This is a genomic window from Pseudoalteromonas sp. APC 3694 (genome assembly GCF_030407565.1).
Taxonomy (GTDB): Bacteria; Pseudomonadota; Gammaproteobacteria; order Enterobacterales; family Alteromonadaceae; genus Pseudoalteromonas; species Pseudoalteromonas tetraodonis.
Genome location: NZ_JASDDE010000010.1, coordinates 41,772 through 55,926, shown reverse-complemented (window position 1 = coordinate 55,926; position 14,155 = coordinate 41,772). Strand labels below are relative to the sequence as shown.

General features: G+C 41.3%; 8 protein-coding genes and 1 pseudogene. 2 read left to right on the top strand and 7 right to left on the bottom strand.

The features are described from left to right. Positions 1–247 precede the first annotated feature (247 nt). On the top strand, positions 248–1,867 hold the full coding sequence (locus tag QMA00_RS05730) for a glucan biosynthesis protein G (protein ID WP_076922323.1): 1,620 nt from the start codon (positions 248–250) through the stop codon (positions 1,865–1,867). Beyond that, complete coding sequence (gene mdoH, locus QMA00_RS05725) at positions 1,839–3,803, top strand: glucans biosynthesis glucosyltransferase MdoH (RefSeq protein ID WP_076922324.1); 1,965 nt, start codon at positions 1,839–1,841, stop codon at positions 3,801–3,803. Before QMA00_RS05730 ends, mdoH begins: the two co-directional genes overlap by 29 nt. A 190-nt stretch (positions 3,804–3,993) precedes the next feature. Here the strand turns inward: mdoH and fusA are convergent, their stop codons facing one another. From fusA to QMA00_RS05690, 7 genes and pseudogenes are all read right to left on the bottom strand, one after another. Beyond that, positions 3,994–6,078, bottom strand: coding sequence for an elongation factor G (fusA, locus tag QMA00_RS05720; protein WP_076922352.1), 2,085 nt, complete (start codon positions 6,076–6,078; stop codon positions 3,994–3,996). A gap of 257 nt (positions 6,079–6,335) precedes the next feature. Continuing rightward, positions 6,336–6,545: pseudogene (locus tag QMA00_RS05715) on the bottom strand (succinyl-CoA--3-ketoacid-CoA transferase); the annotation flags it as partial. A gap of 732 nt (positions 6,546–7,277) precedes the next feature. Beyond that, positions 7,278–8,231, bottom strand: coding sequence for a ribosome biogenesis GTPase YlqF (gene ylqF / locus QMA00_RS05710; protein ID WP_055012320.1), 954 nt, complete (start codon positions 8,229–8,231; stop codon positions 7,278–7,280). 665 nt (positions 8,232–8,896) lie between these two features. Next, on the bottom strand, positions 8,897–9,931 hold the full coding sequence (locus tag QMA00_RS05705; RefSeq protein ID WP_290156377.1) for a cyclase family protein: 1,035 nt from the start codon (positions 9,929–9,931) through the stop codon (positions 8,897–8,899). A gap of 46 nt (positions 9,932–9,977) precedes the next feature. Then, the gene (locus QMA00_RS05700; protein WP_290156375.1) at positions 9,978–11,423 is read right to left on the bottom strand and encodes an NAD-dependent succinate-semialdehyde dehydrogenase; all 1,446 of its coding nucleotides are present in this window, start codon (positions 11,421–11,423) and stop codon (positions 9,978–9,980) included. Beyond that, positions 11,416–12,792, bottom strand: a complete 1,377-nt coding sequence (locus QMA00_RS05695; RefSeq protein WP_290156373.1) for a sigma 54-interacting transcriptional regulator — start codon at positions 12,790–12,792, stop codon at positions 11,416–11,418. The genes QMA00_RS05700 and QMA00_RS05695 overlap by 8 nt, the downstream gene beginning before the upstream one ends. Next, complete coding sequence (locus tag QMA00_RS05690; protein ID WP_290156372.1) at positions 12,782–14,155, bottom strand: hypothetical protein; 1,374 nt, start codon at positions 14,153–14,155, stop codon at positions 12,782–12,784. Before QMA00_RS05690 ends, QMA00_RS05695 begins: the two co-directional genes overlap by 11 nt.

Below are 14,155 nucleotides of genomic sequence, written 5' to 3'. Positions count from 1 at the left end.
TTTTTTATTTTTTATACAAATGTAATTCAGACAAGCTTCAGCAAACATTGCTTACTATCTATGCAAACCTTGATATGGCCTTTATCAAATTTCACACCTTTCATTTATTGTTTAATAAATACAAAGTGTGAAGCTGCGTTACTACACCTGCGCTAAAACGATAATTGCCCAGTCCTGCTAACCCATATAAAAACCATTGAGATAGACGTTACTCTCGCTGTAAATATATTTTTATAAAGGATTCAAAATGAAAGAACGCATTCACCTTATATCAACTTGTCAAAGGGCTTTTAAACCTTTGGTAGGGATGTTGATAGTTTTTTCACTGTGGGGAACGAACAACGCCATTGCAGCAACCTCATTAGAAGCGGCAATACCACAAGGCAGCTTATTTGATGTGATAAGTGCGCGTGCTAAAAAGCTTGCTGAGCAAGATTACATTGCACCTAAAAACATACAAATAGAAGCGCTCAATAGTATTGATTATCAAGACTACCGCTCAATTCGCTTCAAACACGATCAATCGGTATGGAAAGATGAAGGGCTTTATGAGCTGCAACTATTTCACCCAGGTTTTTTATATAAAACCCCAGTCAAAATCAATATCGTTGATCAAGATGCCAAGCTTAGCCGTCTCCCATTTAGCACAGACTTTTATCAATATGATGGAACAGCAGCATACCTAAAAGATGAAATAGCGAAAAGTGTTGAAGGTACACAGTTAGGGCATGCTGGTTTTAGATTGCACTACCCACTAAATAACGATGACTATAAAGATGAAATTATGGTGTTTCAGGGCGCTTCTTATTTTCGCCTAGTTGGACCTAATCAAGTTTATGGCTTATCAGCACGCGGATTGGCAATTGATACCGCACAAACATCTGGTGAAGAGTTTCCTTCATTTAAAGAGTTTTGGTTAGTAAAACCAACACCAGAGCAAACTAATATTACTATTTTTGCTTTACTCGATAGCCCATCGGTAGCGGGAGCCTACAAGTTTGAAATAGACCCAAACACACAGACACGAGTTAACGTCGACATGCAAATTTTTGCGCGTAAAGATGTTAAAAAGCTAGGTATAGCGCCATTAACGAGCATGTTTTATCACGGTGAAAATAGCACTAAGTTTTTTGATGATTACCGCCCTGAAGTACATGATTCAGATGGTTTGCTCACGCAGTCACAAGAGAGTAATTGGGTATGGCGTCCGCTTAATAATCCATCCCAACTCAGTGTAACCTCTTTTTCATATGAGAATCCAAAAGGCTTTGGCCTTGTGCAGCGTGACCGTGACTTTAATAACTACTTTGATATAGAAGCGCATTACCATGACCGCCCTAGCCTTTGGATAGAACCACAAGGTGAATGGGGCAATGGCCGTGTTGAGCTAGTAGAAATTCCAACAGATACTGAAACAAACGATAATATTGTAAGTTATTGGGTTCCTGAAAAGCCGTTCAAAGCAGGAGAGGCATTAAAGTTTAGCTATAAGATGACGACGTTTAATGATTATCTAAGCCAAAATAATTTGGCCAAAGTAGCTAGAACGCGTATTGGTAGTGCCGCATTACCTGGTGAAGATAATCCACCGCCAAAAAGCCATCGTCAATTTACTGTTGACTTTACCGGCCCTGATATCAATCAGTTATCAGCAAAATTAGCACTTAGCGCAGATCTTCAGCTGACTACCGGTGAAGCCCGCGATATTACAGTGCAAAAATTACCAAAATCATTAGGTTGGCGTGTTGCTTTTAAAGTCGCTCCCCAAGGTAGTGATCCTGTAGATATGCGTTTATCGCTAAAGCTACGTAATAAAGAAGTGAGCGAGGTATGGAGCTATGTTTGGTATCCAAATGACATCAAGTAAACAAAGCACAGGCACGCCGATGCCTCTTAAAACACTTCGTGTGTGGTTATTTGCTATCGCTGCTATTGGTCTTTCAGGCTATGGCATTTCAATTATGTTTGAAATTTTAAACTCAAATGGCATGACCTTGCTTGAGTATGCACTTCTTGCTTTATTTTCTATTACTTTTGCGTGGATAGTCACCGCATTTTGTAGTGGTTGTATTGGTTTTATACTGCAGCTATTTCGGATAGATCCACTCACACTTAAAAAAATAAAGCCGGTCTCTATTAACAGTGAAGCACTATCACAGCAAAAAACAGCTGTGGTTATGCCTATATATAACGAAGATACGCACAGAGTGATTGCAGGCTTTGAAGTCAGCTTACAATCATTAAAAGCGACAGGGCAATTAAAACACTTTGATTTTTATTTACTAAGCGATACACAAGACGCAACTATTGTTAGTAATGAATTAAGTGCATGGCATGCGTTATGTGAGCGCTTAGGTGATACTGCAAAGCAGGTATTTTATCGTCGCCGTGAAGATAACAAACATCGTAAAGTGGGTAACTTAACCGACTTTTGTGAGCGCTGGGGTAGCCAATACGAGCATATGATTGTATTGGATGCCGATAGTGTGATGACTGGCCAATGCATGCTAGAGCTCACTACCAGTATGCTAAATAATCCACAAGCGGGATTGATTCAGACTATCCCTATTCCTGTGCGCCAAGATACTTTTTTTGGACGCTTTTTACAGTTCGCTTCAATTCTTTATAGTCCAATGTTAGCTACCGGCTCTGCTTTTTGGCAGACCGACAAAGCCAATTACTGGGGCCATAATGCCATTATTCGCGTCAAAGCATTTATTGATTGCTGTGGCTTGCCAACACTAAAAGGTAAAGCGCCTTTTGGTGGTGAAATTTTAAGTCATGATTTTGTGGAAGCCTCTTTATTACATAGCGCGAATTGGGACGTATTATTACTTGCCGATATTGAAGGCAGTTACGAGGAAGTTCCGAGCAACATATTAGATTATGCTGTACGCGATAGACGCTGGGTTCAAGGTAATATTCAACACCTTGGCTTATTATCATCAGCAAAATTAAAGCTAATGAGTAAGCTGCATTTTTTACTGGGTGCAACCGCGTATATATCATCACTCATTTGGTTATCTATGCTGGCGTTAAGTACCATAGATGCGGTAACACGCGCTTTAAATAGCGATGTCTATTTTAATCGCGCCTATCAACTATTTCCAACTTGGCAAATAGCCAAAACAGAACTCATTGACTCATTACTTTACCTAACTATCATTATTTTATTATTGCCTAAACTCATGGGCGTGATTGTTACCTTAGTACACCGTAAGCAGCGCTTTGGTGGTGCATTAAAACTTACTTTAGGATCTATAATTGAAACCGTGTTTGCCATTATTGTGGCACCATTAATGATGGTTTTTCATGCATATTTTGTAGTCTGTGTATTTTTAGGTAAAAAAGTAAAATGGGACGCTCAACCGCGTGAAGGCAGAATGGTGCCATGGAAAGAAGCGTTTAGTTATACATTGTTTTCTTCGCTTGTTGCCATTGTATGGGGTAGCGTTGCTTATTACTTTACACCGGTCTTTTTTTGGTGGTTATCTCCTATTTTATTAGGGCTCATCCTCGCTGCTCCTATTGTGCGTTACTCAAGTAGTATCAAGCTAGGCATTAAGCTAAGGCAGTGGGGCATTTTCCTCTGCCCGAGTGAAGTAGATAATGATGCAACATTAGCAGCTCTTAAAGTACACCTCAAAGAGATAGCCGTTCCACCTGTAGGGCGTTATTCAACAGCAACACCGCTGTTACCATTAGAACATAAAGTGACAATGCCTATTCAGAACTTTAATAGTGAATCACATCGAAAGAAGTTTAAAGCACTCATCACAAAAACTGCAAATAAGCTAAGTTAATACCACTACAAATAAAAAAGGAGCAACCTTGTGTTGCTCCTTTTTTTTAGCTGCGTTTACACTCATTTTTTTAACCATGCTCATTTAATACGACGGGCTTCATTATCTTTAAATCAATCATGCTTTATAAAAGTTAAACAATAAAAAACCCGCAGCAAGTGCGGGTTTTTTTAAAGAGTTAGAGTGCTAATTACTTAGCCGCTTTTTTCTCTTTTTCTGCAGCGATTACAGTTTCAGCTACGTTAGCTGGACATGGTGCATAGTGTGAGAACTCCATAGAGAACTGACCACGACCTGATGTCATTGTACGTAGTGAACCGATGTAACCAAACATTTCTGATAACGGTACGTCAGCTTTAATACGAACGCCAGTTAAACCAGCTTCTTGATTGCTTAACATACCACGACGACGGTTAAGGTCACCAATTACATCACCTACGTGATCTTCTGGCGTGAACACGTCAACTTTCATGATTGGCTCAAGAAGTTGTGCACCCGCTTTAGGGATAGACTGACGGAAAGCGCCTTTAGCTGCGATTTCGAAAGCGATTGCTGATGAATCCACGGCGTGGAAGCCACCGTCGAAAAGTTCAACTTCAACATCAAGTACTGGGAAGCCAGCTAGAACACCTTCGTTCATCATTGACTTAAAGCCTTTCTCAACTGCAGGCCAGAATTCTTTAGGTACGTTACCACCAACAACTGAAGATGTGAACGTGAAACCAGAACCCACTTCGCCAGGCTTGATACGGTAATCGATTTTACCGAATTGACCAGAACCACCAGATTGTTTCTTATGCGTGTAGCTATCTTCGATTTCACGAGTGATAGTTTCACGGTAAGCAACCTGTGGTTGACCAACGATAAGGTCTACACCGTAAGTACGCTTAAGGATATCTACTTTGATATCTAAGTGAAGCTCACCCATGCCTTTAAGGATAGTTTCACCTGAATCTTCATCAGTTTCAACTTGGAAAGATGGATCTTCTGCAACCATTTTACCGATAGCAACACCCATTTTCTCATTACCGCCTTTATCTTTAGGCTGTACAGCAATCGAGATTACTGGAGTTGGGAATACCATTGGCTCAAGTGTTACTGGGTGCTTAGGATCACAAAGAGTGTGACCAGTTTGCACGTTCTTCATACCAACGATAGCGATGATATCGCCCGCTTGCGCTGAAGTAAGCTCTTTACGATCATCAGCTTGCATCTCAACCATACGGCCAACACGCTCAGTTTTACCAGTAAATGCATTAAGGATAGTATCACCCTTGTTAAGCTTACCAGAGTAAATACGTACGAATGTTAACGCACCAAAACGGTCATCCATGATTTTGAATGCTAACGCTTTGAAAGGTTCGTCTGCAGATACAATTGCGTGCTCGCCGTTTTCGTTACCTTCTTCATCCATAAGAGGTTGAGGATCAACTTCTGTAGGAGCTGGTAAGTAATCAACAACAGCATCAAGGATTAATTGCATACCTTTGTTTTTGAATGCAGAACCACAGTATGTAGGGAAGAACGCAAGGTCACGAGTACCTTTACGGATACAACGCTTGATATCTTCAACTGAAGGCATTTCACCTTCCATGTACGCTTCCATTAGGTCATCGTCTTGCTCTACAGCAGTTTCAACTAGGAACTCATGGTATTCATCAGTTTTTTCTACCATGTCTGCAGGAACGTCAACAATTGAGTAGTTCTCAGGAAGACCTGTCTCATCCCAAACATATGCTTGTTTGTTTAAAACGTCTACAACACCTACGAATTCGTCTTCAATACCAATTGGTAAAGTCATAACTAATGGAACAGCACCAAGTACTTTTTGTACTTGCTCAGTTACACGGTAAAAATCAGCACCCATACGGTCTAATTTATTTACGAAAATAATACGTGCAACACCTGATTCGTTCGCGTAGCGCCAGTTAGTTTCTGATTGTGGCTCAACACCACCAGAACCACAGAATACACCCACACCGCCATCTAATACTTTAAGTGAACGGTAAACTTCAACGGTGAAGTCAACGTGTCCAGGAGTATCGATAACGTTAAAACGGTGATCTTTCCAGAAACAGCTTACTGCCGCAGACTGGATAGTAATACCGCGCTCAGCTTCTTGCTCCATGAAATCGGTAGTAGACTCACCATCATGTGTCTCACCGCTTTTGTGGATTGTACCTGTAAGCTTTAGGATACGCTCAGTAGTTGTGGTTTTACCCGCATCAACGTGCGCGAAAATACCAATGTTTCTGTACTTCGATAAATCTGCCATTAATTTTACTCTTAATAAAGTCGATAAATTATTCGGCGGGAGTATAGCATTACTTAAAGCGAACATCACCATTGAAGTCGCTTAAAATGCAATCAATTTATAAAAAACTTGCTTTAAAGATATTTTGGGGTATGAGATAGGCTTGATAGGGGCCCGTTATAAACTGAATTTAAATGAATTAAGTGCTTAGTAAGTGCAATGCAGTGATGGCATGAAGCATATAAAATTATTTTGCTCCATGCCCATCATTAGTAAAATTACTCAAAAGTCATGGTTTTGACTTTGTCACAAATAACTAAATTACCCGCCGTTTTAGCTTTAATTTCATCAACACTTACACCGGGGGCGCGTTCTAATAAGTGAAAAGCGCCGTCTTTAATTTCTAATAAGGCTAGATCCGTAATTACTTTATTAATACAGGCAACACCGGTTAGTGGCAGACTACTTTTTCCCAGTAGCTTCGCTTCAGCTTATTTAATAGTAGCTATAAAGTAGTGTTTTCCCCGCAACATGAAATCCGTTTTACAGCCCTTACTTTAGTGCTATAAATGAACAAAAATTAAAATGAGAATTATTTGTATTTAGGTGTTGACAGTTACTTAGATCTAACTGATAATCAATCTCAACAAGGAGGAAGTACATTGCTTTTTGTGACGGTAAAATTCATTTGTTTCTCGACCCTGAAACAACGTGTGGCTCACGTTAAAGCCAAGATTATCTGTTATTAATCACAACGCCCCTTGATATTGATTGCAGATAATCGTCTATTACTTGCTTGCTACATTGCTCATATCGGTGACGGTTGATATGAAACTAAAAAGCCCTTACGGGCTTTTTTTATGCCTGTAATTTAATATACAATCAGCTCAAAGTTAATGAGAATTATTTTCAATTGAGTATTGACAGTTCGACAAATCTAACTGATAATCAATATCAACAAGACGGTAAAGCATACTTCTTGTGACGGAAAAGTTCATTTGTTTCTCGACCCTGAAACAACGTGTGGCGCACGTTAACAGCTATGGAAACCTGTTATAAACCACAACGCCCCTTGCTGTTTATGACCTGTTTCCGCCCTACTCATTTACTTGCTACATTGCTCATATCGGTGACGGTAGATATGAAACTAAAAAAGCCCTTACGGGCTTTTTTTATGTCTGTAATTTAGTGCGTAAGGCCTTAACCTGCGCTTTTATAAATTAACGACGGTTTTTTCGTGCACGTGCTCGGCGTTGTTTTTTCTCTTCTTCTTTGGCTTGCTTTTTAGCCTCTGCAGCAGCGCGCAATCCAGCCACCATTATTTCTTCCTCTTCACGCATGGTAGGTGTTTCCATGGTGATACGGCCAATAATACCATCTCGTAATTCATTAATTAGAATTTCTGACATTTTATACGTATCGATTTGGTTACCACCGCGAATACAGCCGCGTTTTTTACCCGCCATTTCAACAAACTCCCAATCACTTTCTGGTAGCTCATCTAACTTATAACGTGCCTTTAAAAGCTCAGGATAAGCATGCAATAAATACTCAGCGGTGTAACTTGCTACTTCTTCGTACTCAATAGCGGTATCACGTATCGCACCGGTTGCGCCTAAACGATAACCTGAGTTTTCGTTCTCTACTTTTGGCCACAGCATCCCTGGCGTATCGTAAAGCATAATGCCATCATCAAGCTTAATACGTTGCTGCGCCTTAGTTACTGCAGGCTCGTTACCTGTTTTAGCCACTATACGCCCAGCAAGCACATTTATGAGCGTCGATTTACCTACGTTAGGAATACCCATTATCATGGCTTTAATTTGCTTATCGGCACCAACTTTATGCGGCACTAACTTTTTACATAGCTCATTAATACGATGCACTTCAGCCGCTTTATCGTTACCAAATGCAATGGCTTTTACGCCATTTTCTTGCTCAAAATAGTCTTTCCAGGTTTGCGTCATTTTAGGATCAGCTAAATCGGCTTTATTCAAAATTTTGATGACCGGCTTACCTTCTCGTAAGGTAGCCACCATCGGGTTTTCGCTACTGTAAGGAATGCGCGCATCTAGCACTTCAATGATCACATCCATTTGTGGCATTATTTCTTTAATTTCATTTCGGGCTTTATTCATGTGCCCAGGGAACCACTGTATTCCAGCTCTACTCATTTGATTTATATGACCTTTAATTAAAGGCCGTAGCCTATGGGTACTAATGTGGGTACTAAAAGTAAAACTATGCTTTTGTACTTTTGATATTAATGTAAGTCTACTACATTACTTGAAGTTATTGCAGTTGCTTGTGTTATTCGGTAATGAGCTTACCATCATTAGGCTTAATAACCCTCAAATAAAGACTTTATATGCGTACATAGTTGATGACATATAAGCAATTAGTTAAATAGCATGGAGAGCTAAGGTTTCACGGGACAAACTGGTTCAATCGGTAATCCCCCCTCAATAATAACTGCAACCTATGAGTACATGAAAAAGTATGCTGTGGGTTTTGATGACATCCCAGATAAAGCAGTTAAGCGCCTGATAGATTCGATAGAGTATTTAACTGGAGAAAGATCTGTTAAATAAAACCCTTATAAACCCGACTTACCATTTCATAATTTAAATTATGAAATGGCCATGAAAAAACACGTAGCATTGAGCCGTGGCGTAGTAGTATGGTTAAATCGCGGCGCGCTTAAATGAATTATGCGAACCAGCGCCGATATCAGCAGTCTATTACAATGACACTTTAAAACCTAGGTAGTGTCCCCTGCTGACTGTAACTAAACTACTGTAATAACCTAGCACAGTTATTACAGTAGTTTAGCGCTTTATTATTTAATTACTATCGGATTAATTGGAGAACCTGACCCTTTTTTCATTTTCAAGGCTGCCGCAGAAAATAGGAATGTATACTGACCGTCTTCAGCACTGTCTTTTGCTAAATCATCTAACCAATATAATTCACTCAATACTACACCAAGGTCACGAATTAACGCGCCATGTAGAGGAATCACATAATCTTGACCATTGATATTTTGTGGCACAAGCTCTACAGCTAGATTATCAGCCGCAATAACAGGAATTTCCATGTTATCAACCCATCTTATTAGTTCTTTGCTATAACACAGCCCAGGCTCAGTTGTAGCTGACCATGGTGCATCAGGAGTATCGGCATAAAAGCGACCTACAGAACCAGTGCGGATTAACAGTATGTCACGCTTTTCAACTTTGACGTTTTGAGCTTTCGCTGTTTCCTTCAAATCATCCAGTGTAATGCAACTGCTAACAGGAAGACGGCCTGATTTACCCCCCTTCAAACGGCCAACATCTAACAGAATACCTCGACCAACGACACCATGCTCTCCCAGTACACCAACATCAACATGGTCATGACCATGCACGGTGCTATCAGCAGATACGCCACCGAATACTTTATCACCATACCAAGCATGACCAAGCGCATCCATATGTGTAGTACCTTGTAGATACATGAATACCGCATCATCTGAATATTTCACACCACCCGCTAATGCGTCTAACTTGCCAGTTGAATACATACTTTGATCTTGGGTCATAAAGTGTCTTGCTGGCACTCTACCGGGAAAAACAGGACCGATACCATGAGTAAGTGGTAGTTGAAGGGTAAAAGTTTCACCTGTTTTAACCGCTTTTACACCTCTTAGCGCTTGCTCATTATCTAGATAATTAAGTGCACCAATTTGGTTCTCTTTACCCCATTTAGTCCAGTTGTTTGGCATGTCTTTTTGTAACTCTTCGATTGGGCTCGTTTCAGCTAAAGCTGCACCTGCCGAAGCTAGTAGAGCACTTGCAATCGCAACATTAAGTAGTTTTGTTATACATTTCATAGTTTTTTCCTTTGTTGTTGAAGACGTCAATATTATTATTTTGTTGCTAACACACTTTTATGTACTTTGTTTCCAGATATTCCTCGATTCCCTGCTTACCGCCCTCACGACCAACACCAGAGGACTTAATACCGCCAAAAGGGACTGCTGCATCAGAAATCAACCCCGTATTAACACCGATCATCCCTGCTTCGATTACGCGTGAAATTCGTTTAATTTGAGCTAAATTAGAACTGTAAAAGTAGGCCGCCAACCCAGTATTTTGCGCGCGTAAATGCGCTAGTAGCTGGTTCTCATCGCTGTACTTTATCAAGGGTGCGATAGGACCAAATATCTCTTGTTTTACGCAGTCCATTTCAATCGTTGCAGAATTTAAAACAGTGGGTTTAAACCAATTTGGTGATTGTTCCCAGCGTTCTCCACCACATACTACTTCAGCTCCTTTTGTTACGGCATCCTGTAACAAGGATTCCACTTTTTCTAAGGCTTCTTGATTAATTAAAGGCCCCATATCAACGCCATCTTGAGAGCCTAAACCTAAGGTTAATTTGCTTACACGCTCGACAAGTAGTTGGGAAAAGTCGTCATAGATACTTTCATGGACGTAAAAAGCATTGGCACAAACACAGGTCTGCCCAGCATTGCGAAACTTGGAAACCATAGCTCCTTGTACCGCGCTTTCTATGTCAGCATTTTCGCTCACGATGAATGGTGCATTTCCACCAAGCTCCAAAGATAATCGTTTTACGTTCGTGGCGGATGCGGCCATTAAGTATTTTCCAACACCAGTAGAGCCCGTGAAGCTCAACTTACGAACAATATGACTTTGCGTTAAACATTGACCGATGACTTCTGCCTCGCCGGTCACTACATTTAAGACACCAGCAGGAATACCTGCTTGCGCAGCTAACTCAACCAAAGCTAAGGCAGTAAATGGAGTGTCAGGAGCAGGTTTTACAATCATAGTACAACCCGCGGCTAGGGCTGGAGCAACTTTACGAGTAATCATTGCAGCGGGAAAATTCCAAGGTGTAATAGCACCACACACACCAACAGGCTCTTTAGTGACAATCATTGTGTCTGCGTTTTCTGCAAAAGGCAGAACACCACCGTGCTCCATCAGTGAAGGCTGGGCGTACCAATTGACATAGCTGATGGCGTAATCTATTTCACCGAGCGCCTCATGCAGGGGCTTTCCTTGTTCCAAGGTTAGGATTTTTGCAATTCGCTCTCTGTCATTCGTTATTTTCTCTGCCCATTTTGCCAGAAGTGCACAACGCTGGCGCACGCTAACATCACGCCATTTATAAAAAGCTACCTCGGCATCAACGATGCAAGCATCAATTTGTTCGCGGCTTAAACAAGGGACAGAACCAATTTTTTCATCCGTCGCTGGATTTAAAATTGATTGTCCTTTTACACTGGCCCCTGATACCCATTCACCATTGATAAAAGCCTCTTGACGCAATTTTAAAGCTTCAATATCAAACATCGTCTTCTTGTTCCTCATTGTTATGTTGACGCCAACGCTTTTGTTTTTTAACTAAGGTTGACTGATCTATATCAAGTGCTTTCGCAGCTGCTCGAGTTGTTCCGTGCTCAAGCAAAGCTTCGGTGATTAATTGTTGCTCCAAGGCCTCCACTTGAGATTTCAATGTATGAGTTCCTGAGTTCATCACCTTCTTAATAGCAAGCTCTTTTGGTAATTGAGCCACCGTAATTAAAGATTCATTTGCCGTAACAACTAAGCGCTCTGTTAGATTGATTAACTCGCGAATATTGCCCGGCCAATCATACGAACTTAACTGCGCAATGAGGTCGGGATGCCATCGACAATCCAATTCATACTTGTGGTTAAAGTGTTGAATAAAGTGCTCGAGTAGAGGTTTAACTTCATCGGTTCTTTCTCTCAAAGGAGGCAGGCTAATAGGCACAACGTTTAAACGGTACAGTAGGTCTTCTCTAAATAACTTAGCTTCAACCAAACGCTTGAGATCGTGATGCGTTGCCGAAATCAAACGGAAGTTGGTGGTTTTAAACTCAGTGCCACCGACGGGAATAAAACGGTGCTCAGCAATCACTTTGAGTAGCTTTGCTTGTAAACTAAGAGGTAGATCACCTATTTCGTCGAGAAATAGTGTGCCATTGTTAGCCGCTTCTAGTAGTCCGGTTTTGCCTTTACTCAATGCGCCAGTAAAAGCGCCAGGCACGTAGCCGAAAAGTTCAGCCTCGAGCAATGACTCAGGCATTGCTGCGCAATTAAGCTCAATAAATGGACCGTCACAGACTTTGCTGTATTGATGGATTGTGCTTGCCAGCAGTGTTTTTCCCGTTCCCGTTTCGCCCTGAATAATTATTTTTGCGCTTGAGGTGGCTACTTTTTTAGCCAAGTCATAACAGGCTTTAGTATTTCTACTAATAATGAAAGACGCTTGGTTATCAGCATTTTCGACTGATGCACCATAGTGCTCTCGTAGTTTAAATATTTGCTCTAGCTTTTCTTCTGCTCTTTTAGCCTTTGAGAGTTCAGTGATATCTCTGACTGTAGTAACGACATATTCAATTCGACCTTGTGCATCAAACATTGGTGTGCCCGAAACAAAGATCTTGTGGTCATTGCCAATAGTTTGAACAATGGTCACAGCGCCAAGTTCTTTCAGCACTTCAAGCGAGACCGAGCGAGAAATGAAACCCGCTTTGACAATTTCGGACATGTGCTTGCCAATGAGGTTGCGCTTGTTAAGTCCTGTAATGCGCTCATACGCTTTATTAATAGTAACAGTGACGCCGAAGCCATCGGTGATATAAACACCATCACTCATGGCGTCTATCACTCGCTGCAAGTTTTCATCAAGAAACATTGCTTTTGTTCCTATCTTTATCGCCTTTTCCTTCACGTAAACGCCAGCCGTAAATTAAAAAACAAAGTAGTATTCCGGCGGCAAATGCCCAAGTAGCACCTTTAATTACAAGGATTGCAGCTATCACCCCGGCGATCCCTAGATCACTGTCACAACGCGCTTCTTGTATGCCAATTCGAACACTCACATAACCTTGGATTAACAATGTTAATGCCAACGCGATACCTAAAATTGGTTGCACTAAACTGACCACTGGTAATAGTAAAAGGCCCGTATTGGTTCCCCAACGGAATGAGCCCGCGCCTCCAAAAACAGAATCCATCGCCTTTTTACCTTGTTTATACCTTTCCACGATAACCACGTGCATGGCTGCCCATAAAGGGCCGCACATCGCAACATCAGGACCTAAAATACTCATCCCAAGGTTACGAGCGCCAAAAATCATATGAGCGCGATCAGGGTCGTAATCAATTTTTTCATCTTGGCGAGCTTCATCCGCCTCTTCTAAGATTGATTTACTTTGCAATACATCACCAAACAACACAATGTAAGCAGCGAGAACCGTTGGAATTGCAGTTAGAAACATTATTATTGGCGGAAAGCCCACACCAAATACCGTATATTCGGTAAACATCGTGACAAAATCGGGTTTTGTAATTCCCCACTCAATGTCAGGCCATGGCGCTTCAGAGAGTATGGGGGCAACAATGATGGCCAGAGCGATGATTGGGAACACGCCAAGGTTGCCAAGAAAGCGAAAGCTCCAATGGTGTTGTTTCAACCTAGCAAAGTGCTTAGAGAAAATAAGATAAAAGGCGATGCCTACCGCAATAGTGATCGTGAATGGGTAAGTTTCAAATCGCCCGCCCTCTTTGAATACAACAGCAACAGCAGCAAGGCCTGCGCCCATAATTACACCTGCTTTAATTGCACTTGGTATAATATGAACAACGCGTTTTGCCGCTCCAGATGCACCTAGTAGCATTGCGAATAAACCGAGCATCATCTGGAACGCAATCAAAGCATGGACCCGCGCTTCGCCTTCCGGAAATGTCGACACATAGATCATTAAAAGAGGGATTGCTGGTGTGATCCAGCCAGGCACGACGGGGTCTCCCAATAAATGATGTAACAAATAGAAAAAGCCATTAATCATAACAATTGCAAGTGCAGCCTCGAATGGCATACCGAGCAATTCAGTCATTAGTGAGATAGCGGCTAAATCGACAGCGCACATAAGTAGCCCTTGCAGATAATCTGGCCATTCAAAGCGATAATGAATAAATGGTAAACGGACTTTAAAAGGACCTAGTGGGAAAAATGGTGCTTCATCCCCTGCGACTCGCTTCTTCCATAATGACAT